The organism is Streptomyces sp. WG7 (genome assembly GCF_049975785.1).
Classification (GTDB): domain Bacteria; phylum Actinomycetota; class Actinomycetes; order Streptomycetales; family Streptomycetaceae; genus Streptomyces.
This window is the reverse complement of record NZ_JBNGGE010000008.1, coordinates 172116-192350: the sequence shown is the minus strand read 5'-3', so window position 1 is coordinate 192350 and position 20235 is coordinate 172116. Positions and strand designations below refer to the sequence as shown.

Here is a 20235-nt window from a genome sequence, read left to right as displayed (position 1 = left end):
CCCAGCTGGAGGCAGGTGTGCATGGCGGAGGCGGGCCCGGTGGACGATTCGTTCCCTCAGAAGCCAGTTCGTGGCGAGAAGCCGGTCGGTGACGACAAGCCGGTTCGTGGGGAGAGGCCGGTCGGTGGGGAGAGGCCGGTTCGGGAGAGGGCGGTTCGTGGGGAACCGGTTCCTCGGGAGCGGCTCTCGCGACGGACCCTGCGTGACGAGACGCTGCTCGTCCTGGCGCTGTCGCTCGGCGCCAGCGGGGTGTCCGCCCTCATCAGCTTCATCGGCTCGGTCACCCGTCCCGGCGGGCTCAAGGACCAGGCGGCCACCCTCAACGCCTCCGCGGCCCCGGGCCGTCCCTGGCTGGACCTGGCGTGGCAGCTCTTCGGGATCACCACGGCGCTCGTCCCGGTCGCCCTCGTCGCGCACTTCCTGCTGCGGGAGGGGCGGAGCCTGCGCACACTCGGCTTCGACCGCGGCCGTCCGTGGCCGGACCTGGGCCGCGGGGCCGCCGTCGCCGCAGTCATCGGCAGCACCGGCATCGCCTTCTACCTGGCCGCACGGGGCCTCGGCTTCAACCTCACCGTGGTGCCCGAGGCCCTTCCCGACGTGTGGTGGAAGTACCCCGTGCTGATTCTGTCGGCGGTGCAGAACTCCGTCCTGGAGGAGGTCATCGTCGTCGGCTACCTGCTGCGTCGGCTCGACCAGCTCGGCTGGAGTCCCGGCGCGTCACTGGCGGCCAGCTCGGTGCTGCGGGGGTCGTACCACCTCTACCAGGGCATCGGCGGCTTCATCGGCAACATGGTGATGGGCGTGGTGTTCGTGTACCTCTACCGCCGGTGGGGACGCGTGGGTCCGCTGGTGGTGGCGCACTCGCTGCTCGACATCGGGGCCTTCGTGGGCTACGCGCTGCTGGCCGGGAAGGTGGACTGGCTGCCGACGGCGTGAAGGGGAGCGGGCGGCGCGGGCGCCTCTCGCCCACGCCCCCTCCACGGGGTCAGACCAGCAGCTCTCCGTCGATCACCGTCACCGCGTGCCCGCTCAGCAGTGTGCGTTCACCGCGCAGTTCCGTGCGGACGCGGCCGGAGCGGGGCGAGGCCTGCAGCCCGGTGAGGTCGGGGCGGCCGAGGCGCTCGGACCAGTACGGCGCGAGGGCGGTGTGGGCGCTGCCGGTGACCGGGTCCTCGTCGATGCCGACGTTCGGGAAGAAGCAGCGGGAGACGTAGTCGTAGCCACGGGCGGGGTCCTCCGCACGGGCGGTGGCGATGACGCCGCGCGCGGAGTGGGCCGCCAGCGCCTTGTGGTCCGGCGTCAGGCCGTGGACCGTCTTCTCGTCGGAGACCTCGATCAGCAGGTCCCCCACGTCCGGACCGGTGTCGAGGACGGCGCGGGGTTCGGCGCCCAGGGCCTCGGCGACGCCCGCGGGCGGCTCGACCCGGGTGAGCGGCGCGGTCGGGAAGTCCAGGGTGATCGAGCCGTCCTCGCGGGGCGTCGCGACCAGGACGCCGCTGCGGGTGGCGAACCGCACCGGGCCTTCGTGGGCGCCGGTGGTGTGCATGACGTGGGCGGTGGCGAGCGTGGCGTGGCCGCACATCGCGACCTCCGTGGCCGGCGTGAACCAGCGCAGCGCCCAGTCGGCCTCGCCGCCGTCGGGCAGGCGGTGGGCGAACGCGGTCTCGGCGTGGTTGACCTCCAGGGCGACCCGCTGGAGCCGGTCGTCGTCCGGGAAGGCGTCGAGGAGCAGGACCCCGGCGGGATTGCCGGCGAAGGGCCGGTCGGTGAAGGCGTCGACGATTCGGATGCGCATGCTCCGACGCTAGACGCTCCGCGGAGCCGCGGACCAAGGCCAATGCGCGAGTGCTGGACCGGTTTTGTGGCGGGAAGCAGGTGCGGGGCGTGCGGCGGTCCGGTTCACCGGGACGGACCGTCGGTCGGGAGTGAGACGTCCGCCGGGACGGACCGTCGGTCGGGAGTGAGACGTCCGCCGGGACGGACCGTCGGTCGGGAGTGAGGCGTCCGCCGGGCGCGAGCGTGCGGCGGGATCCCGCGAAAGCGCCTGCTCCGTCGGCTCATCGACGAGCCTCGCACCGCCGGCGGCGACAGAGACGTACGACTTCCGGAGCACGGCGCCCCTTCGCAGAGGGCTTGTCAGTCGATGCGTTCCGATATATCGTTGAAGCATCGTGATCGATCAACGACTGGATGGAGTGATGGCGATGCACAGCCACGGATACGAGCGTGGGCACGGCGGACACGGCCGCGGGGAGGGTGGCCCCTTCGGCCACGGCGGCTTCGACGGCCGGCGTGCGGCCTTCGGCCCCTTCGGGCCGGGCGGCCCCGGCGGCGGTCACGGCGGCGGCCCCTTCGGGCCGGGCTTCGGTCATGGAGGGCCCTGGGGCGGCCGGGGACGTGGCGGTCCGAGGGGAAGGGCGCGGCGCGGCGACGTACGGGCGTCGATCCTGGCCCTCCTGAAGGACCGGCCGATGCACGGCTACGAGATGATCCAGGAGATCGCCGAGCGCAGTGGCGGGGCGTGGAAGCCCAGCCCCGGTTCGGTGTACCCCACGCTCCAACTGCTGGAGGACGAGGGGCTGATCGCCAGCGAGAGCGAGGGCGGCAAGAAGCTCTTCGCGCTCACCGAGGCGGGCCGCACCGCGTCCGAGGAGGGTCCGGAGGCGCCCTGGGAAGAGGCCTCGCGGGGCGTCGACTGGGAGGCCCTGAACGACATCCGGCAGGCCGGCTTCGGGCTGATGGAGGCGTTCGGCCAGGTCTGGAAGACCGGCAGCAAGGAACAGCGGGAGAAGGCGCTCGCCGTCATCGGTGACGCCCGCAAGAAGCTGTACCTGATCCTCGCCGACGAGGACTGACCCGGACGGACGGAGTGGCCAGGTGCCCCGCGGAGCGATCCGCGGGGCACCTCCGCGTGCGGGCCTGCTCGGCCGGCCCGCCTCGGACACGTACGGGCAGCCGTGGACGGCGATCGGTGCCGCGGGCGGGCACCCGCTTCACATGCCCCGGTCGGACGCGCGGCGGAACGCCTCGGTCGCCGGGGAGAGCGCGGCAAGGCGGCGCGCGCCCGGGAGGACGAAAGGGCTTGATCTCATCCGTAAGGAGGAGATTCCGGCCGGGTGGGCCCCCTCTGCGCGGGATGCCGAAATGCTCCCCTTCGGGGATGACCCGGTCCCGAGGGACTGATGAGCTAAGGGTGTGCAATCCCGTATCCCCCGGCAGTCGGCCGGCGAGCAAGGCGGCCGGCGCCCGGACGGCACCGACGCCGATGCCCCGTTCCGCGCGGAACTGGCGTCGGTGGTCTCCGGGGCCCGTCGCAGAGCCGTGCGGGACGGAGACCGGCAGATCGACACGGCCCACCTGCTGCACTCCCTCCTGGAGTACGACCCCGAGGCGCGTACCGTCCTCGGCGAGGGGGCGCGGGTCGCCCGGCTCCTCGGCTACCTCGTGCAGCGCAGCATCGGCTACGGCCTGCGCTGGCAGGCCGCCGTCGAGGACTCCGGCGCCGTACCCGTGGTGACCGGTGCCGCAGGGTTCTCGCCGCTGGCCGCCGCGGCCATGGAAGCCGCCCGCGCACGCGCCGAACGGCGCGGGGCGGCCGGGGCCTGCGGCGTCGACCTGCTCGCCGCCCTCGTCGCAGACCCGCAGGCGCGTGCCGTCGAGGTACTCGCCCGTGCCGCCGTCGAGCCACAGGCCGTACTCGCCCGGGTGGACGACCACTTCGAGGCGACGGCCTGAGCCCGCCCCGGCTCGCCCTCGGTCGTGCCGTGGTCGTGTCCAGTCGGCGAGACAGGGGTCATTGGAGGTGACGGTCATGTCGTCCCCTGTCATCATGTGCCGGTGCATACGTCTGACAGCGCTCGCGGCAGCCGCGGAAAGGGCGCCGGGCTCGGCCTGGCGCTCGCGTCCGCGGTCGCCTTCGGAGGTTCCGGGGTCGCGGCGAAGCCGCTGATCGAGGCGGGACTCGACCCGCTCCACGTGGTCTGGCTGCGCGTGGCCGGCGCGGCCCTGGTGATGCTGCCGCTCGCCGTGCGCCACCGCGCCCTGCTGCGCCGCCGCCCCGGGCTGCTCGCCGGGTTCGGGCTGCTCGCCGTGGCCGGTGTGCAGGCCTGCTACTTCGCCGCCATCTCCCGTATCCCCGTGGGCGTCGCCCTGCTCGTCGAGTACCTGGCACCCGCCCTCGTCCTGGGCTGGGTGCGGTTCGTGCAACGACGGCCCGTGACGCGGGCCGCGGCGCTCGGTGTCGTCCTCGCGGTCGGCGGGCTCGCCTGCGTGGTGGAGGTCTGGTCGGGGCTGCGTTTCGACGCCGTCGGACTGCTGCTCGCGCTCGGCGCGGCCTGCTGCCAGGTCGGCTACTTCGTCCTGTCCGACCAGGGCAGTGACGCCGGTGACGAGGCGCCCGACCCGCTCGGCGTCATCGCCTACGGCCTGCTCGTCGGGGCCGCCGTGCTCACCGTCGTCGCCCGCCCCTGGTCGATGGACTGGTCCCTGCTCACCCACACCGTCCCGATGGACGGCACACCCGTCGCCGCCGCCCTGCTGCTGGCCTGGATCGTGTTCATCGCCACGGTCCTCGCCTACGTCACCGGCATCGTCGCCGTGCGCCGCCTCTCACCGCAGGTCGCGGGCGTCGTGGCGTGCCTCGAAGCGGTCATCGCGACCGTCCTGGCCTGGGTGCTGCTCGGCGAACACCTGTCGCCCCCGCAGATCATCGGCGGCGTCGTGGTCCTGGTGGGCGCCTTCATCGCCCAGTCGTCGACGCCCGCGAAAGGCTCCCCGGACCCCGTGGCGGGCGGCGGAGGGGAAAGGGAGTTGTCCAGCCGGGAAACGGCGGCCTAAGGTGCTGATCATGCATTCCGACGCACTCGTCCTCCCGCCTCCGGCCGCCTGAGGCGGGCCCCTGTGACCAGCCCGGCGCGCTGTCGCCGGGCCGGACGGTGCTGCCCGCAGACGCAGTCCTCGCGCCTCCGGTCCTTCCGGGGCCGCTTCGAACTCCCGCGCCCCGTGCGCGTCTGCGGAGAGAACTCGTGTCGAATGCCGTGTCGAATGCCGTCTCCGGCCTGCCCGTCGGGCGTGGCCTCCTCTATCTGATCGTCGCCGGTGCCGCCTGGGGCACCGCCGGTGCCGCCGCCTCGCTGGTCTACCGGGCCAGCGACATGGGGCCCGTCGCCCTGTCGTTCTGGCGGTGCGCGGCCGGGCTCGTGCTGCTGCTCGCCGTCCATCCGCTGCGCCCGCGGGCGCGCACGGCCGTACGCGAGCCGTTCGCCCGCAAGGCGCTGCGGGCCGTCGTCACCGGCCTCGGACTCGCGGTGTTCCAGACCGCCTACTTCGCCGCGGTGCAGTCCACCGGGCTGGCCGTGGCCACCGTCGTCACGCTCGGCGCGGGCCCGGTGCTGATCGCGCTCGGCGCGCGCCTCGCCCTCGGGGAGCACCTGGGCCGGGGCGGGGCCGCCGCCGTGGTCGGTGCGCTCGCGGGACTCGTGGTGCTCGTCCTCGGCGGCGGAAGTACGACCGTCCGTCCGTCGGGCGTGCTCCTCGCACTGCTGTCCGCCGCCGGGTACTCCGTGATGACGCTGCTCACCCGCTGGTGGGGACGGGACGGCGGGGCGGACGGCGCCAGTACGTCCGTCGGGGCGTTCGCCGTCACCAGTCTCTGCCTGCTGCCGTTCGCCCTCGCCGAGGGCCTGGTGCCGCACACCGCCGAACCGGTCCGGCTCCTGTGGCTCCTGGCGTACGTCGCCGCCGTCCCGACCGCCCTCGCCTACGGGCTCTACTTCGCCGGCGCGGCCGTCGTCCGGTCCGCCACCGTCTCCGTGGTCATGCTGCTGGAGCCGGTCAGCGCGGCGGTCCTCGCCGTCCTGCTCCTCGGGGAGCACCTCACGGTGGCGACGCTCGCCGGCACCCTGCTGATGCTCGGCTCGGTCGCGGGGCTCGCGGTGGCGGAGACCCGGGAGGCGCGGACGCGGTCGGCGCCGGCGTGACGGCGGGGGCCTCTCGGCGGGAGAGGCCCCTTTTCCGGCAGGGGCGGGACCGTCAGCCGCCCCTGCCGGCGAATCCGTCGCAAGGTCGCCGACCGGAGCGACCGCCACAGCGGCACGCCCCTTGCGCACTGCTCTGCCGGGACACGCGCCGGGCACGCGCCAGGGCGCGAGCCGGGACGCGAGCCGGGACATGCGCTCAGATCGCGGGCCCCGGGGCACTCTCCTGGCCGCCGTCGGACGGATTCGCCGACGTCACAGGGCCGACAGGTAGTCGGGCACGCCGGTGCCGGAGGCCAGGTCCGGGTCGGCGACCGGGGCGTCGTAGCCCTTGCGCAGCGGGACGAGGCCGGCCCAGTGGGGGAGGGCGAGGTCCTCGGGCTCGTCGTTCACACCGCCGGTGCGGAGCTTGGCGGAGACCTCGTTCAGATCGAGGCGGATCACGGCGGTGGCGGCCAGCTCCTTCTTGTTGGCCGGCCGGGAGTCGCGGGAGCGGCCGGGGACGACGTGGTCGACCAGGGCGTCCAGGGCCGTGCGCCTCTCCTCCGGGTCCGTCACCTCGTACGCGGTGCCGTGCACCACCACCGACCGGTAGTTGATCGAGTGGTGGAACGCCGAGCGGGCCAGCACCAGCGCGTCCACGTGCGTCACCGTCAGGCACACCGGCAGCCCCGGGTCGGCCGCGCCCGTCATCCGCAGGGGGCGCGAGCCCGTCGAGCCGTGTACGTAGAGCCGCTCGCCGACCCGGCCGTAGAGCGTCGGCAGCACCACCGGGGCGCCGTCGCGGACGAAACCGAGATGGCAGACGTACCCCTCGTCGAGTATCGAGTGCACCAGTTCCTTGTCGTAGGAGGCCCGGTCGGGGGAACGGGTGGGGACGGTGCGGTCGGTGGGCGGGTAGGCGGTGCCGGGCTGCGACGGCGTGTGCGTCTCCGTGGTCCCCTGCATGGCGCTCTCCATTGCACTAGTGCATAATTGTCTTTGTGCTAGGAGAGTATCGGATCACAGGGCGGGGCGCAGCGGAGATTTCCGCGAGCGTCGAGCGTGCGGTGGGTTCCGGGGAGCTGGAGCCGGGGCAGCCACTGCCGCCGATGCGGGAGTTGGCCGAACGGCTGGGCGTGAACCCGAACACGGTCGCCGCCGCCTATCGCACCTTGCGTGAGCGCGGGGTCATCGAGACGGCCGGGCGCCGGGGCAGCCGGGTGCGCGCGAAGCCGGCCACCACCGGGCGCGAATTCATCAGGGTCGAGGTGCCGGAGGGCGTGCGCGACGTGTCCGCGGGCAACCCGGACCCCGGGCTGCTGCCCGCGCTGGGACCGGTGTTCGCCGCGGCGGCCGAGCAGGGCGACCGGGAACCGGTTCTGTACGGGGACGACCCGGTGGAGCCGGACCTGGTGCGCCGCGCGCGGGCCGAACTCGACGCCGACGGGGTGCCGGACGGGCCCGTGGCCGTCACGTCAGGGTCGCTGGACGCCATGGAGCGGGTCCTGACGACCCACCTCAGGCCGGGCGACGCCGTCGCCGTCGAGGACCCGGGCTGGGGCAGCCTCCTCGACCTCGTCCCCGCGCTCGGCCTGCGCACGGTCGCCGTCGGCGTCGACGACGAGGGGCCACTGCCCGACGACGTACGCAGGGTCCTCGAGGGCGGCGCCCGCGCCCTGGTCGTCACGGACCGCGCGCAGAACCCGACCGGCGCCGCGGTGAGTGCCACGCGCGCGTGTGCCCTGCGGTCCGTGCTGCGCGACCACCCTCGGACGCTGCTGATCGAGGACGACCACGGTCACCGCATCGTCGACCTGCCCCTGCATCCGCTCGCCGGTACCACGCACAGTTGGGCCTTTGTCCGCTCGGCCGCCAAGGCGTGCGGCCCCGACCTGCGCCTCGCCGTCCTCACCGGGGACGCCGTCACGCTCGACCGGGTCCGCGGGCGGCAGCGGCTGGGCCCCGGCTGGGTCAGCCGTATCACCCAGCGGGCGGTGGCCCGGCTGTGGGCGGACGGCGCGGTGGACGCGCACGCGGTGGCGGCGGAGTACGGGCGGCGCCGCGACCGGCTCCTCGGCGCCCTCGCCGAACGCGGGGTCGCCGCGCACGGACGCAGCGGCATGAACGTGTGGATCCCGGTGCCGGACGAGACGGGCGCGGTTGCCCGGCTGCTGCACGCCGGCTGGGCCGTGGCGCCGGGCGCACGCTTCCGCGTGAGCGCCCCGCCCGGCATCCGGATCACGGTCTCGACGCTGACGGAGGGCGACATCGGGCCTCTCGCGGACGCGGTCGCGGCTGCGGTCGGGCCAGGGGTGGGAGCGGGGCCGGGGCAGCTCCGGAACTATGTATGACGTGCGCGTTCCACCCGGCTGCGCCGCCTCGTTCCGGGCTGCGCCGCCTCGTTCCGGCTGCGCCGGCTCGTTCCGGGCGGCGGCGCGGAGGACGGGCCCGGGTAGGGCCTTTGGGGTGTGCGGCCGGCCGCCGGGCGGGTGGTGGTTCGCCCGTACACGCCGCTCGCGGGCGGGCGGCCGCGACAGGTGATCGGGCGCCGACCGGGCTTCGGTGGTTGGGGTTGGGCCGGGTTCTGGTGGTGGCTGGAGGTGGTGGCTGAGGTGGTGGCTGGGGCTCGGCCGGTTCCGGTGGCGGCTGGAGCCGGTGGCTGGACTTCGGCCGGGTCCCGGTGGTCGCCGGGGGCGTGCGGGTGGTTCGTTCGGTGCTGTGCGGCCCGCGCGGCCGGCCGGGGCGGCGTGGTGGCCTTCCCCGGAGTCGGCTGCGGTCGTCGGCCAGCGGGACGTGCCGGTTCGCCGGTTGGGCCGGCGGCGGTCGCGGGAGGTGCCGGGGGTCTGCCGGCCGCCCACGACGGTCCGGTCGGCGCGGGCCGCGGGGCCGGTCCGGGGCCGTGCCGAACCCGGTGCGCGCGACGGGCCGGCCGCCCGGGGCCGCCCGCCTACGCCGTCGCCTTCTCACGCACTCGCGACCGGCGCGTCCGCTCCTCCGCCGTGCCGTCATCGCCGGCCGAGCGGGCCGAGTCGACTGTGTCGGCCGGGCCGCCTGTGCCGTCCGTGGTCTCCGTGTCGGCCGTGCCGCCTGTGCCGGTCGTGGCATCCGTGCCTGCCGCGGCGCCAGTGCCGTCGGTGGCGCTCGTGCCCACCGTGACGTTCATGGCGTCGTTCCGGGCTGTGCCGCCCGTGCCGCCCGTGCCGCCCGTGCCGCTCGTGGTGGACTTCGGCCGTGCCTGTGTCAGCGCCGCGCCCGCGAGGACGATCAGCGCGCCGACCGGTGTCGACCAGGACAGCGACTCGCCGAGCAGCGCGACGCCCGCGGCCGTGGCGATGACCGGGGTGAAGTAGGTGACCATCTGGGCCGTCGTCGGGCCGACCTCGGCGACCAGGTCGTACTGGATCAGGAAGGCGAGCCCGGTGCCGAGGACGCCCAGCGCCACGACAGCCAGGAGCGGGAGCACCGGAAAGCTGCTCGGCACCGAAGTGAAGAGCGGTGTCACGACGGCCAGTTGCAGCGTGGCCAGGAGCAGCTGGGCGCCGGTCAGGGAGAGGTGGGAGTGGCTGGAGCCGGCCAGTGTGCGGCGGACGTAGATCCAGCCGATCGGATAGCTGAGCGAGGCCAGCAGGGCCAGCGCCGTGCCCGTGACGTCCAGGCCGTGGAAGCCCTGCCAGACGCCCAGGACCGTCAGGACGCCGAGGAAGCCGATGCCGAGGCCTGCCACCCGCCGCCGCGTCGGCCGGTCCTCGGAGAGGGCGACCAGCGACAGGGCCATGCCCCACAGTGGCGAGGTCGCGTTGCAGATGCCCGCGAGCGACGACGGGATCGTCAGCTCCGAGAAGGCGAACAGGGAGAACGGCAACGCGTTGAGCAGGAACCCGGCGACCGTCAGATGCACCCAGGTCCGCGCCCCGCGCGGCAGTCGCTCACGCTTCACCGCCATCGCCACGGCGACGACCGCCGTGCCGAACACCAACCGCCCCAGTGTGACCTGGAACGGGGCGAAACTCTCGGTGCCCACCTTCATGAAGAGGAAGCTGAAACCCCAGACGAGGGAGAGGAGTCCGAAGCGCAGCCGCCAGTCGAGGGCGCGGAGGGACGGGGAGGTGGTGTCGCTACTGCTCATGGAGGCAACGATGGTGCAGCCATCCTTGTAGCACAATCGAGATTTCGCACCGGATATCTCGTAGCATCACTTACATGTTGAACCTGGAGCGCCTGCGTACCCTCGACGCCCTCGCCCGGCACGGATCGGTGAGCGGTGCCGCCGCCGGCCTGCACATCACCACCTCGGCCGTCTCCCAGCAGATGGCCAAGCTGGAGCGCGAGGCCGGCCAGCAGCTGCTGGCCAAGAACGGACGGGGTGTACGGCTCACGGACGCGGGCCGGCTGCTCGCCGAGCACGCGGCCCGCATCCTCTCCCAGGTCGAACTCGCCCAGGCCGACCTGGAGGCGCAACGCGGGCAGGTGGCGGGCGAACTGAGGCTGTCGGCGTTCCCGACGGCCGCCCGCGGACTCTTCCCCGCGGCACTGGCCACCCTGCGCGCCGGGTACCCCGCGCTGCGCATCCGCTCCTGCGAGCTGGAGCCGGAGCGCGGCGTCAACGGTGTGGTGCGCGGCGACCTCGACCTGGCCGTCGTACTCGACTGGTACAACAAGCCGATGCCGCTGCCCGACGGCCTGGTCAAGGCGCCGCTCCTGGACGATCCCGCCGGCGTGGCCCTGCCGGTCGGCCACCGGCTCGCGGGCCGGGGCGAGGTGGACCTCGCGGAGTTCGCCGAGGACGAGTGGATCACGTGGGGAGAGGGCGAGTTCTGTCACGAATGGCTGATGTTCACGCTGCGCTCGAAGGGCATCGAGCCGGTCATCGGCCATCGCGCCGCCGAGACCCACACCCAGCTCGGGCTGGTCGCCGCGGGACTCGGTGTGTGCATCGCCCCGCTGCTCGGACGCCATCCGATGCCCGAGGGGGTCGTCACCGCGCCACTGAAGCAGCGGGTGCGCCGGCACGTGTACGTCGTCTGGCGCGCGGACGCCGACCGCCGCCCGTCGATCCGGGCGGCGGTGGAGGCGTTGCGGACCACGGCGAGGGAGGTGGCGGAGGCGGGGCAGACGGGGTGAGCCGATCACCCCGACGCCAGTGTGCGAAGGCCTGGGAGACGGCCTTCCCGGGGGTCAGACGCAGACGGGCGTGCCGGCCGTCGTGCGTCATCTCCTCCGGACCGGAGTTCCTGCGGACGAATAGCCTCCTCGGGACGGCGAGTTCGGCACACAGCCCGCCGGTGCGCGGCGCCTCGCCCACGAACCGCTCGCCGGGCGTCGTCATGATCTTCCGGCCCCGGTGCTGCGGCACCGTCATCCGGCCAGCTGGATCGAGTCCCCGCTGACCGTGATCTGCACGGCGGGCAGCGGCTTGGTCGCCGGACCGCTCTGCACGCTGCCGTCGGTGATCGAGAAGTTGCTGTTGTGGCAGGGACAGTTGATGACACCGTCGGACACGCTCTTCACCGCGCACCCCTGATGGGTGCATGTGGCGGAGAACGCCTTGAACTCGCCCGCCGAGGGCTGCGTGACCACCACCTTCCGGTCGGCGAAGACCTTGCCGCCGCCTTCGGGGATGTCGGCGGTCGCCGCGAGGGCGGCTTCGGCGTTCGCGCCACCTCCGGAACCGCCGCCGTCCGCCTCCTCGGAGGCGGGAGCCGAGGGAGCGGCGCCGGTGCCGTCCGAAGCGTCGTCGTCCGAGCCGCCGCACGCGGTCAGCGCGACGGCGAGCCCCGCCGCTCCGGCCGCCGCCACGACGGTACGACGGGCCGGTCCTGCGGGGTGAAACGATGCGCTGGTCATGCTGGGGTTCCCTTCCGGGGTGGATGCGTGATGATCTGCCGAGAGGTACGGCCCCGGGACACATGCTGTTCAGACCGTGCCGAGATGCTGTCGCGCCGGCGGTCGGGCGGGCGTAAAACAAGGCTGTCGTTCGGCTGTCGGCGGGGGTGCGTCCCTGGTGGCGGCCGTACCCGTCAATCTCGGCGGGGCACTGCGGATGAGGTCGCGGTCGTGGCGGTGGGTCGGCTCCCGGGGCGCCCGTGGGATGCGGGGCGGGGGGTGAGGACCGGGTCACGCGCGTCGGTCTCGCCTCAGGCTGAAGCGCGGTCCCGCAGCCCGTAGAAGCGGATCGGCGAGTTCGGCCGGAAACCGATGCGCGGGTACACGGGTGCCCCGGCCTCCGTCGCGTGCAGGGTGGCACGGGTCAGACCCGTGGCCCGCCCGCCCTCGTGCAGCGCCTTCCTGGTGACGGCTTCGCCGTAGCCCCGCCGCTGCCACTCGGGGTCCGTGGCGACGAGCGCGACGAAGAGACGGCCCTCGGCCGCCACCGCTGCGGCGCAGGCGACCGGGACACCGTCGCGCAGGCCGAGATAGGCGTGCACGTCGTTCTTCCAGAGCGCGGAGCCGGCGAGCCCGTCGCGGCCCTCGTCCAGGTCGAAGCCGTAGGCACGCGAGTTGAGATCCGCGTAGGCGGTCAGCTGGTCGTCGGAGCGGACGCGCACGAACGTCAGGTCGGGATGGACCGGATCGGGGACGGGAAGCAGGTCCCCGGCCATGCCGGTGCCGGGGAAGGCGAGCCGGAGCCCCGCCCGCCCGGCCGCGTCGTCCAGGACCGCCCGCGCCCCGTCGTCCAGGAGGTCCTCGAAGAGCCAGAGGAAACCGGGACGCCGCTTGGCGCGCATGATGTCCGCGGCCTCGGCCAGGCGCCGTTCCACGAGTTGCGCGTCGGCCTTCACGTCGGTCAGCGTGACGCAGTTCCAGAAGGCGAAACGGCAGTCCGCCCAGCGGACCGCGATGCCCGGGAGGTCACGCACGTCGGCATCCGGGGCACGGTCGAGGACCATGGCCCGCCAGACCGTGGCGAGTTGCTCCACCGATTCGATCGAGTCCGCGAGATCTTTCACCGAAACTCCTCAAACGTCGCGTGCGCTGAATGCCGTCGGAGGAGTCAACGAGCGGGAGGGGCCGGAAGGTTCACCCGTCCGCGCGCCGCCGGTGGGCGGCGCGCGGACGGACCGTGGTGTGCGATGTGTCAGACGCGGTGGCCGGTCAGGCCCAGCAGCCGTTCACGGTGGCGGCGAGGCCGTCCATGGCGTCCTTGATGTCGCTCGGGGCGGCCGACGAGTTGTTCTCGATGAAGGAGAAGATCCGCCACTCGCCGTCCTCGGTCCGCGTGACACCGCTCAGGGCGATGGCCCCGGTGAGCGTGCCGGTCTTCGCCTGCACCTTGCCGACGGCGCACTGCGAGTTGGCGTCGTCGAAGCGACCCCACTCCGGGCCGAGGCTGGAACCGGCCTCGCCGGCGACCGGCAGACCGTCCAGGATCGAGCTCAGGGCGGGGGACTCCGTGATCGCGTCGAGGAGCTGCGCGAGGGTCGCGGCCGGGATGCGGTCGGCACGGGAGAGCCCGCTGCCGTCGTACATCTCGAAGTTGTCGAGCGAGATCCCGTACGAGCTCAGCACCTGGCGGACGAGCTCGGTGCCGCTCTCGAAGGTGGCCGGCTTGCCCAGCTCCACGGCGGACATCCGCAGCAGGGTCTCGGCGATGTTGTTGTCGCTCGTCTTGAGCATCTGCTTGACGATGGCCGACAGCGGCGCAGACTTGTGCTGCGCCACGGGCACGTCGGACCGCTTGGCCGTCGCGCGGCTGACGTCGCCGTCGACGGTGATGCCCTGCGCGGCGAGCTGCTCGGCGAAGACGTTGCCGGCGTTGATCGACGTGTCGTGCACGGCGGCGCCGTCGACGACGAGGGAACGGACCGGCGTGACCTCGGTGGGGTAGTAGCCCTCGTTCCAGCCCTTGGCGAGGCTCGGAGCGGCGAACAGGCTGTCGTCCACGCGGACCTTGACGCCGGACAGACCCGCGGCCTTGAGACCGTCGGCGGCCGTCCTGGCCAGCTCGGCGACGTCGTCGCTGGTGAGGGTGCGGTCACCGCCGCCGACGAGGGTGAGGGTGCCGTCGCCGTACACGACCTTCGTGGTGAACTCGTGGTTCGCGCCCAGCAGCGTCAGCGCGGTGGTCGCCGTGGCGAGCTTGGCGTTGGAAGCCGGCATGAGCGTGGTGGAGCCGTTGTGGTCCCAGAGGGCGGTGTCCGAGTCGGCGTCGAGCACCACGCCGCTGACCTCGGAGCCCAGACGCTCGTCGGCGACGCGCTCGTTGAGGTTCTTGACCAACCGGGCGTCGTCGGCGTCGAGGCCGTCGACCGAGATGCCCTGCGCCGTCGTGGTGCTGTCGTCGGCGGCGAAGGCCGAGGTACCGGCCAGCGTGGCGGAGGCCACGGGCACGGCCATCGCGAGCACGAGGGCGCGTCGCGCGCCGATGCGGCTCACTCTTGCCCTGCGGTGCCGACGGCGTCCGCCCGGGGCGAAAGTGTTGGTGGGGGTTTCGTCCGGCGTACCAGTCATAAAGTGAAATCCAAAGATCGATTACTTCGTTCTGTGGGGTGGAACGATGGGCACGCTACCAGCCGTCAGTTGGACGGCAGGATCGGAAATTGATGGCGCGTGAACGACTCGTGACGGTTCATGACCGTCTCGTGACGGGTGCGGCCTGGGCGTCAGGGGGAGGGCGCCCGCGACGGGCTGTTGAGGTGGTTTCTGACGGCCAGTGAATTACGAAACCCATTTCCGTGCGTCTTTGTGAAGGAGTCCTTTCGGTGTCGTACGGGCATCTCCCCTGCCCTTTCATGCACCGGAAAGGGACCTTCGGGTAATCCGTGCCGGCGCCGGGCCGGAGACGCGGGTCGGGAACCGAATGCGGGTGAGCGGCGTCCGCGGCCATTGCGCGAATCTCGGCGTAGGAGTGCGCGCGGCCACCATGGGCGCCACCGTCTCCGTACGACGCGGACGTCGGGCCGCAGGGCACCCGGCGACCATGTCCGGCGCTCACCGCCCGTGCCTCGGCGCACAGCCGCCGGGCACCCGTAGCGGGTGCCCGGCGGCTGTCGGTCACCGGTCGTGCGGGTGCGTCACCGGCCCGGCGTCACCATGTGCCCGGCTCCGCGTACCAGGAGCGCTGCGGGTTCTCGAACGTGCCGTCCTCCCGGGAGGGGAAGGTGAACGCCCGGGTGGCGCCGAACCCGTAGTTGTACATGATCAGGACGTCGGCCCGGCCGTCGCCGTCGGCGTCACCGGAGAGCGGCATCCCCGAGCTGCCGGCGTCCCAGACATCCGGCTGGGTCTTCCAGCCCGCCAGGGGATCACCGAAGCCGCCGTCCGCCTGTGCCGTGAAGGTGTGCAGCGCGGTCACAGCGTCGTCGTGCCGGTACATCACCGCGGCGTCGGCGCGCTCGTCACCGTTGTAGTCGCCGCTCGTCAGCTCGACACGATCGAGATCCCAGCTTCCCGTCTGCACGTTCCACGACTTGAACGGCTGGCCCAGGGTGCCGTCGGGCTCGGCGACGAACGTCAACAGGGCGGCGGCGCCCGCGCCGTAGTTGTAGAACGCGATCAGGTCGGCCCGGCCGTCGCCGTTGGCGTCGCCCATCGTGTAGTGGGCGTTCTTGGCCCACCAGTTCCCGTCACCGGAGTTGAAGCCGCGCACGGGCATGTCGAATCCGCCGTCGGCACGGCCGAGGAACTTGTGCAGGCCCATCTGGGCGTTGCCGTAGTCGTAGACGGTGGTCAGGTCGGCCCGGCCGTCGCCGTTCACGTCGCCCGCCTGGACCGAGATCACCCGCTCCATGTCCCAGCTGTTCGGCGGCAGGACCGCGCTCTTGAGCAGCTCGAGCCCGCCGTCCTTCTGCGTGACGAACGTCCACATGGCGGCCGACCCGTCCGCGTAGCCGTAGAACGCGATGACGTCGGTGAGCCTGTCACCGTTGACGTCGCCGGCCGTCCACTTGGCGCGGGCGGCGTCGAAGGTGGCCCGGTTGCTCGTCCAGACCTCCTTCGGGGGACGCACACCGCCGTCGGTGTCGGCGGTCAGGACGTGGATGCCGGTCGACGAGTTCCCGTAGTCGTAGACCGTGATCATGTCGGTGCGGCCGTCACCGTTCACGTCACCGGCGAGATCCGTCCGCAGGTGCGCGGTGAGGTCGTCCGGCTTGTGCTGGGTGGTCGTGCCGCTCGTGCGGTTCCAGCGGACGTAGCCGTTCTCGAAGTCGGTTCGGATACCGCCGGTCACCTGGTATTCCCCGGACGTGGGGAAGCCCAGCCAGCTGTTCTCCGACTTCAGCTCGGTCCACTTGCGCATGATGGCGTTGTGGACGGGCCAGGCACCGGTCGCCTTGCTCCAGTAGATCGCCGTGCTGTGCGTTTCCTCGTCCCGGAACCGGAACCGCTGGTACGCGCCCGCCTTGGGCGTGGTGGCCTTCTCGCCCTCCATCGGATACCCGACGTGCTGCGGGCCGCCCAGTGCGAGGTACCGGGTGTAGACGGCGCCCTGCACCTCGTGGGCGCCGGTGCCGGAGGAGTAGTAGACGGCGCTGCCCTTGCCGGACTTGCTGAAGGTGCTGAAGTAACCGACGCCGTCGCTGGTGCGGCGCTCGTCGGCGGTCGGGTAGCCGAGGACTCCGCCCTCGCGGCCCAGCTCGGTCCACCTGGCCCAGATCGCGCCGCGCACCTCCCACGCGCCGGTGTCCGGGCTCCAGTAGACGGACCGGTTGTCGACGGTGGTGCCGGGTGCCCGGAAGTGCGCGTACCGGCCGGCCTTGTCGGGAGCGGTGACGACGTCGGTGCTCGGGTATCCGAAGCCGGCCGGGCCGCCCAGCGCCTTGTACTTGGCGAGAATCGGGCCGCACAGGGTGCGCTTGCCGGTGGCCTTCGACTCGAAGGTCTCACAGGTGGCCCACGGGGTACCGCCGGTCACCAGCGGGCGGGCGGGTCCGAAGGCGGAGCCGTCGGCGAGCGCCCGGCCGGGGAACTCGACCGCGCTGCCCACCCCGTCCCGGGACCAGAGGTCCGGGAACCCGTCGCCCTCGAAGTCGCCGTCCGTGGCGAGGTGCGGGTGGGCGGAGCCGGTGAAGCCGCTGCCGATGGACGTGGCGCGCGCGGCGGGGTCGGCGTACACGCTCAGGTCGGCCGCGGTGACGTCGTCCTGTACCGGGTTCTGACGGCTGGTGTACTGGTGGATCTTTCCGCTGTCGACGTCGCGGGCCCACAGCTCGGGCAGGCCGTCGGCGTTGAGGTCGCCGGGGGCGAGGAGCGTCATGTTCTGCCAGTCGGCGTTGCCGAGGGACACCGGCTCGACCTCGTCGATGAGCGGGCTGCCCTGACTGCCCAGGTAGAGCCAGAGCTCGGCGCCCGCCTTGACGAGCAGGTCGGGCGCGTCGTCGGCGTCGACCCGGCCGTCGGCGTTGTCGTCGTTGACGCTGCCGATCGACAGCACCTGGTCGGCGTTCCCCCAGTGGTTGGCGTCCTCGACGGCGACCTCCAGCGGCCAGCGGCCGGTGTCCGCGCCCCCGAGCTCGCCGTCGCCGCGGTTCGTGTAGACCCACAGCTCCTTGACGCCCGGGTCCTCCAGGCCCGGCCGCAGGGCGACGAGGTCCTCGTAGTAGTCCTCGTTCCAGCTGCCGCGGTGGGTGAGCACCGCGGTGCCGAAGGACTCCTCGTCGGCCTGGCGGCCCACGCCGAACTTGCCGTTGCCCTGGCCCGGGTGGATCCACAGGGCGCCGCTGCCGGGGTCGACGGTCCACATGTCGACGGTGGTGTCGCCGTTGAGGTCACCGGGCCTGTCCCGCTCCGGGGCGCGCGTCGGGTAGAAGAGGTACGTCTTGAGGTCGGAACGGTTGCCCGCGGCGTCGAGGCTGCGGACGTACAGGTACTGCGGGCCGGCGTTCAGCGGTGTGTAGGTCACCGGCTCCTTGGCGGGTCCTCCGGCCCTGGTGGCGTCGACGAACCGTTCACGGGTGTCGGAGTCGGTCCACCAGACGTACCGGGTGACGTCGGCCACGCCTTCCGCGGTGAACTGGAACTTCCCGGCCGTGCGGGCCGGGTTGCCGTCCTTCTCCGCGGGAAACTCGGCCGAGGCCACGCCGGGCAGCTTCGAGGGCCGGGTCTTGTCGAAGGTGAAGCCGCACCGGCCGGCCCAGGGGCTGTTGGCGGTGCCGTCACTGGCTCTCACGTCCCACCAGTACGTGCCGGACGCGAGGCCCTCGGTGGGGATGCGCAGACTGGCGACCGAGCCACGGCTCGCCTTGACCTTGGCGGTCTTGGGTGAGGAGGCGCCGTTCGGCGCGTAGTGGAACTCGGCGACGAGGTTGTTGTCCTCGGCGTCGTTCACCTTCGCACGCAGAGTGATGTAGTCGGTGGTGCCGAACGTGCCGCCGGTGCAGGGCACGGACGGGTCGGTGGACCGGTTGCTCGGCTTGGAGGGAATCGTGTTCAGGTACGTCGACACACGCACCGAGTGCGGGTCGAACTTCCGCCACGAGACGTCGGCTTCGGAGCTCTTCGCCGACATGACGAAGGCCCACGAGCCCCACTTCTCCTTGGCCGCCTTGCTGATCGCGCCGGTCACGTCGAATTCGACGAGTCCCGCCTTGTCCGCGGGGCAGTTGCGGCCACCGAAGGATTCACCGGAGGAATCCACCAGAGTGCCCCACCTGGGTTGCCTGTTCCAAGTGATGTTGGTGGGAAGGGTCTTACCGATCGTACGGACCTGAACGGCCCCCGACTTGCAGGACCAGGAACCGGCGTGGGTCTGCTTGATCCGGAGTGTCGAACGAATGATCTGCTTTCCCCAGGTGTTCGACGTGGAGACCCGGAAGTAGGTGTTCGCCCGGACCGTTCCGCCGCGCTGGGTGTCGTTGGCGACACCGACCCGCGCGAAATCGGAGATCGTTCCGCCGTTCCAGTAGACGGTGTCGTCGGAGTTGGCGTAACCGGTGTGCTTGTACGCGATGGACCAGGCGTTCTTCCAGGCGTCCTTCGCCCACACGGGGTCGATGACGACGGGGAACACGGTGTCCGGGTCGTCCAGGAGCCGCTGGTCCGGGCGCAGGGTCAGCGCACGGTCCGTCAGTTCGACGCCGATGCCCGCCTGCCGGGAACCCTCGGTCGCGCCGGTCAGCGTCTCGGCGAGGGGGCGCGGCGCCGAGCCGGCGTGCGTGGCCGCCGGCGCCTGGCTCGCCGCACGGACCACGGACGCGGAGCGTGCCGCACCGGCCTTCGCGGGTTCCTTCGCCGCCGCCTCCGGTGTTCCCGTGGACGGCGCCGCGGTCGCGTCCTCGGATCCGGCCGAGTCCCACATCCGTGGTTGCGGCGCGGAGAATACGGCCGTTCCGGTCGGGTCCACGGCCTCCAGGCGGCCGTCCGCCCCGGCCTTCAGGTCGAGGCCCTTGCTCGAGTGACCGAACGTGACGGCGTCCAGCGCCGGGTTCTTCGCGGCCTCGGCGTTCTTCACCACGAGCGCGTGGGAGAAGGAGTCCACGTCGGCGGTGGCCGTGAGGTCGACGCCGGGCAGGACGTCGCGGTAGGTGGCCGTCCGGCCGTCGAGGACCGGTTCGGGCAGTTCGCCCGGCCAGGTGAGGGAGATTTCCCTTCCGTCCCTGACCATGGTGGCGAAGGACCCGTCACCGCCGCCGGAGAACGAGACGGACATTCCCGTGGCCGCGGGTGCGACCCGGCCGTTCTCCGTTTCGGAAAGGCGGGTGTCCACGGGCACGAGCTTTCCGCCCTGGCGCACGCGGACCGGTATCAGCGCGCGTTCCACGGTGAACGTGCCGTCGGGGTTGGCGAACGTCTCGTCCGTCTCGGTGCGCGCGGACACGATCTCGACGCGCCGGTTCTCTTCCGCCGCCTTCTCGACGGCCGCGTCGGTCTCTTCACGCTGCTTTTCGGCGAGCGTGTCTCCCGTACGCTCCGACGCCTTCGTCCCAGATGTTTCCGAAGCTGTCGCGATCGCTGGTGAAAGGGTCAACATTCCGGCTGAAAGGGTCATCAGCAATGTTGCCGACATCGCCTTCCCGAATGTTCCCCCCAGGCCGTTGACGGGCCTTCTCGGTCTTTTTCTCATACGGTTTCTACCGCCCGTTTCCTTGCGGTGCGTCGGTCGATGTGCACGGGCGGCGCGCAGGCTTCCGGTACGAAGAATTCCGTTTCCCCCGGGCCCTCACACTCCGTCACTCAGCGTGACGAAGGCGGGGCGCGCACCCCCCGCCGTGCTTTCTAGCAGGCCCGATGGCGTGTACGCGACCCAAGCCCGGCAGGAGAAGTCAAGGGTGGGAAGCGGGATTGGCCAGTGGTAGCTTTCGCCTCGACTGTTTTCACGGGGGATCAAAACTGGGGAATTCTC

Annotated in this window: 14 protein-coding genes; 7 read left to right on the top strand and 7 right to left on the bottom strand. The window is 72.3% G+C overall.

The features are described from left to right. The first annotated feature begins 21 nt into the window (after window positions 1-21). Window positions 22-936: a CPBP family intramembrane glutamic endopeptidase gene (locus ACP4J0_RS12030; RefSeq protein ID WP_426598627.1), complete on the top strand. Its 915-nt coding sequence runs from the start codon at window positions 22-24 to the stop codon at window positions 934-936. A gap of 49 nt (window positions 937-985) precedes the next feature. Here ACP4J0_RS12030 and ACP4J0_RS12025 read toward each other — a convergent pair whose 3' ends face one another. Continuing rightward, window positions 986-1795, bottom strand: coding sequence for a PhzF family phenazine biosynthesis protein (locus ACP4J0_RS12025; RefSeq protein WP_426598626.1), 810 nt, complete (start codon window positions 1793-1795; stop codon window positions 986-988). A gap of 409 nt (window positions 1796-2204) precedes the next feature. Between ACP4J0_RS12025 and ACP4J0_RS12020 the strand changes: the two genes are divergently transcribed. The 4 genes from ACP4J0_RS12020 to ACP4J0_RS12005 all read left to right on the top strand — a co-directional run bounded on the left by ACP4J0_RS12020 (window position 2205) and on the right by ACP4J0_RS12005 (window position 5978). Next, window positions 2205-2855 (top strand): PadR family transcriptional regulator, encoded by a 651-nt coding sequence (locus tag ACP4J0_RS12020; protein WP_426598625.1) that lies wholly within the window; start codon window positions 2205-2207, stop codon window positions 2853-2855. Between the two features lie 340 nt (window positions 2856-3195). Next, window positions 3196-3735, top strand: a complete 540-nt coding sequence (locus ACP4J0_RS12015) for a Clp protease N-terminal domain-containing protein (RefSeq protein WP_426598624.1) — start codon at window positions 3196-3198, stop codon at window positions 3733-3735. Window positions 3736-3831: 96 nt separating this feature from the next. Next, complete coding sequence (locus ACP4J0_RS12010) at window positions 3832-4836, top strand: EamA family transporter (protein WP_426598623.1); 1005 nt, start codon at window positions 3832-3834, stop codon at window positions 4834-4836. Between the two features lie 200 nt (window positions 4837-5036). Continuing rightward, window positions 5037-5978 carry a DMT family transporter gene (locus ACP4J0_RS12005; RefSeq protein WP_426598659.1) on the top strand — a complete coding sequence of 314 codons (942 nt, stop codon included), beginning with the start codon at window positions 5037-5039 and terminating at the stop codon, window positions 5976-5978. Between the two features lie 252 nt (window positions 5979-6230). Here ACP4J0_RS12005 and ACP4J0_RS12000 read toward each other — a convergent pair whose 3' ends face one another. Next, the gene (locus tag ACP4J0_RS12000; protein WP_426598622.1) at window positions 6231-6923 is read right to left on the bottom strand and encodes a pyridoxamine 5'-phosphate oxidase family protein; all 693 of its coding nucleotides are present in this window, start codon (window positions 6921-6923) and stop codon (window positions 6231-6233) included. 35 nt (window positions 6924-6958) lie between these two features. Here ACP4J0_RS12000 and ACP4J0_RS11995 point away from each other — a divergent pair, with 35 nt between their 5' ends. Beyond that, a complete protein-coding gene (locus tag ACP4J0_RS11995; RefSeq protein ID WP_426598621.1) occupies window positions 6959-8308 on the top strand; it encodes an aminotransferase class I/II-fold pyridoxal phosphate-dependent enzyme in 1350 nt (449 codons plus the stop codon). A 596-nt stretch (window positions 8309-8904) separates the two neighbouring features. On the opposite strand, the gene ACP4J0_RS11990 is transcribed toward ACP4J0_RS11995, so the two are convergent. Beyond that, complete coding sequence (locus ACP4J0_RS11990) at window positions 8905-10083, bottom strand: DMT family transporter (protein WP_426598620.1); 1179 nt, start codon at window positions 10081-10083, stop codon at window positions 8905-8907. 74 nt (window positions 10084-10157) lie between these two features. Here ACP4J0_RS11990 and ACP4J0_RS11985 point away from each other — a divergent pair, with 74 nt between their 5' ends. Further along, window positions 10158-11078 carry a LysR family transcriptional regulator gene (locus tag ACP4J0_RS11985; protein ID WP_426598619.1) on the top strand — a complete coding sequence of 307 codons (921 nt, stop codon included), beginning with the start codon at window positions 10158-10160 and terminating at the stop codon, window positions 11076-11078. Between the two features lie 234 nt (window positions 11079-11312). On the opposite strand, the gene ACP4J0_RS11980 is transcribed toward ACP4J0_RS11985, so the two are convergent. The 4 genes from ACP4J0_RS11980 to ACP4J0_RS11965 all read right to left on the bottom strand — a co-directional run bounded on the left by ACP4J0_RS11980 (window position 11313) and on the right by ACP4J0_RS11965 (window position 19710). Continuing rightward, window positions 11313-11801: a Rieske (2Fe-2S) protein gene (locus tag ACP4J0_RS11980; protein WP_426598618.1), complete on the bottom strand. Its 489-nt coding sequence runs from the start codon at window positions 11799-11801 to the stop codon at window positions 11313-11315. A gap of 290 nt (window positions 11802-12091) precedes the next feature. Next, entirely contained in the window at window positions 12092-12904 is an 813-nt protein-coding gene (locus tag ACP4J0_RS11975; RefSeq protein WP_426598617.1) for a GNAT family N-acetyltransferase, read from the bottom strand. Window positions 12905-13049: 145 nt separating this feature from the next. Next, the gene (gene dacB, locus ACP4J0_RS11970) at window positions 13050-14405 is read right to left on the bottom strand and encodes a D-alanyl-D-alanine carboxypeptidase/D-alanyl-D-alanine endopeptidase (RefSeq protein ID WP_426598616.1); all 1356 of its coding nucleotides are present in this window, start codon (window positions 14403-14405) and stop codon (window positions 13050-13052) included. Window positions 14406-14982: 577 nt separating this feature from the next. After that, window positions 14983-19710 carry an FG-GAP-like repeat-containing protein gene (locus ACP4J0_RS11965; RefSeq protein WP_426598615.1) on the bottom strand — a complete coding sequence of 1576 codons (4728 nt, stop codon included), beginning with the start codon at window positions 19708-19710 and terminating at the stop codon, window positions 14983-14985. Window positions 19711-20235 lie beyond the last annotated feature (525 nt).

What these genes read in the sequence shown, in the direction of transcription:
- ACP4J0_RS12025 (WP_426598626.1), bottom strand. Translation starts at nt 1,795, where the DNA reads ATGCGCATCCGAATCGTCGACGCCTTCACCGACCGGCCCTTCGCCGGC.
- ACP4J0_RS11980 (WP_426598618.1), bottom strand. Translation starts at nt 11,801, where the DNA reads ATGACCAGCGCATCGTTTCACCCCGCAGGACCGGCCCGTCGTACCGTC.
- ACP4J0_RS12000 (WP_426598622.1), bottom strand. Translation starts at nt 6,923, where the DNA reads ATGCAGGGGACCACGGAGACGCACACGCCGTCGCAGCCCGGCACCGCC.
- ACP4J0_RS11985 (WP_426598619.1), top strand. Translation starts at nt 10,158, where the DNA reads ATGTTGAACCTGGAGCGCCTGCGTACCCTCGACGCCCTCGCCCGGCAC.
- dacB (WP_426598616.1), bottom strand. Translation starts at nt 14,405, where the DNA reads ATGACTGGTACGCCGGACGAAACCCCCACCAACACTTTCGCCCCGGGC.
- ACP4J0_RS12020 (WP_426598625.1), top strand. Translation starts at nt 2,205, where the DNA reads ATGCACAGCCACGGATACGAGCGTGGGCACGGCGGACACGGCCGCGGG.
- ACP4J0_RS12030 (WP_426598627.1), top strand. Translation starts at nt 22, where the DNA reads ATGGCGGAGGCGGGCCCGGTGGACGATTCGTTCCCTCAGAAGCCAGTT.
- ACP4J0_RS11990 (WP_426598620.1), bottom strand. Translation starts at nt 10,083, where the DNA reads ATGAGCAGTAGCGACACCACCTCCCCGTCCCTCCGCGCCCTCGACTGG.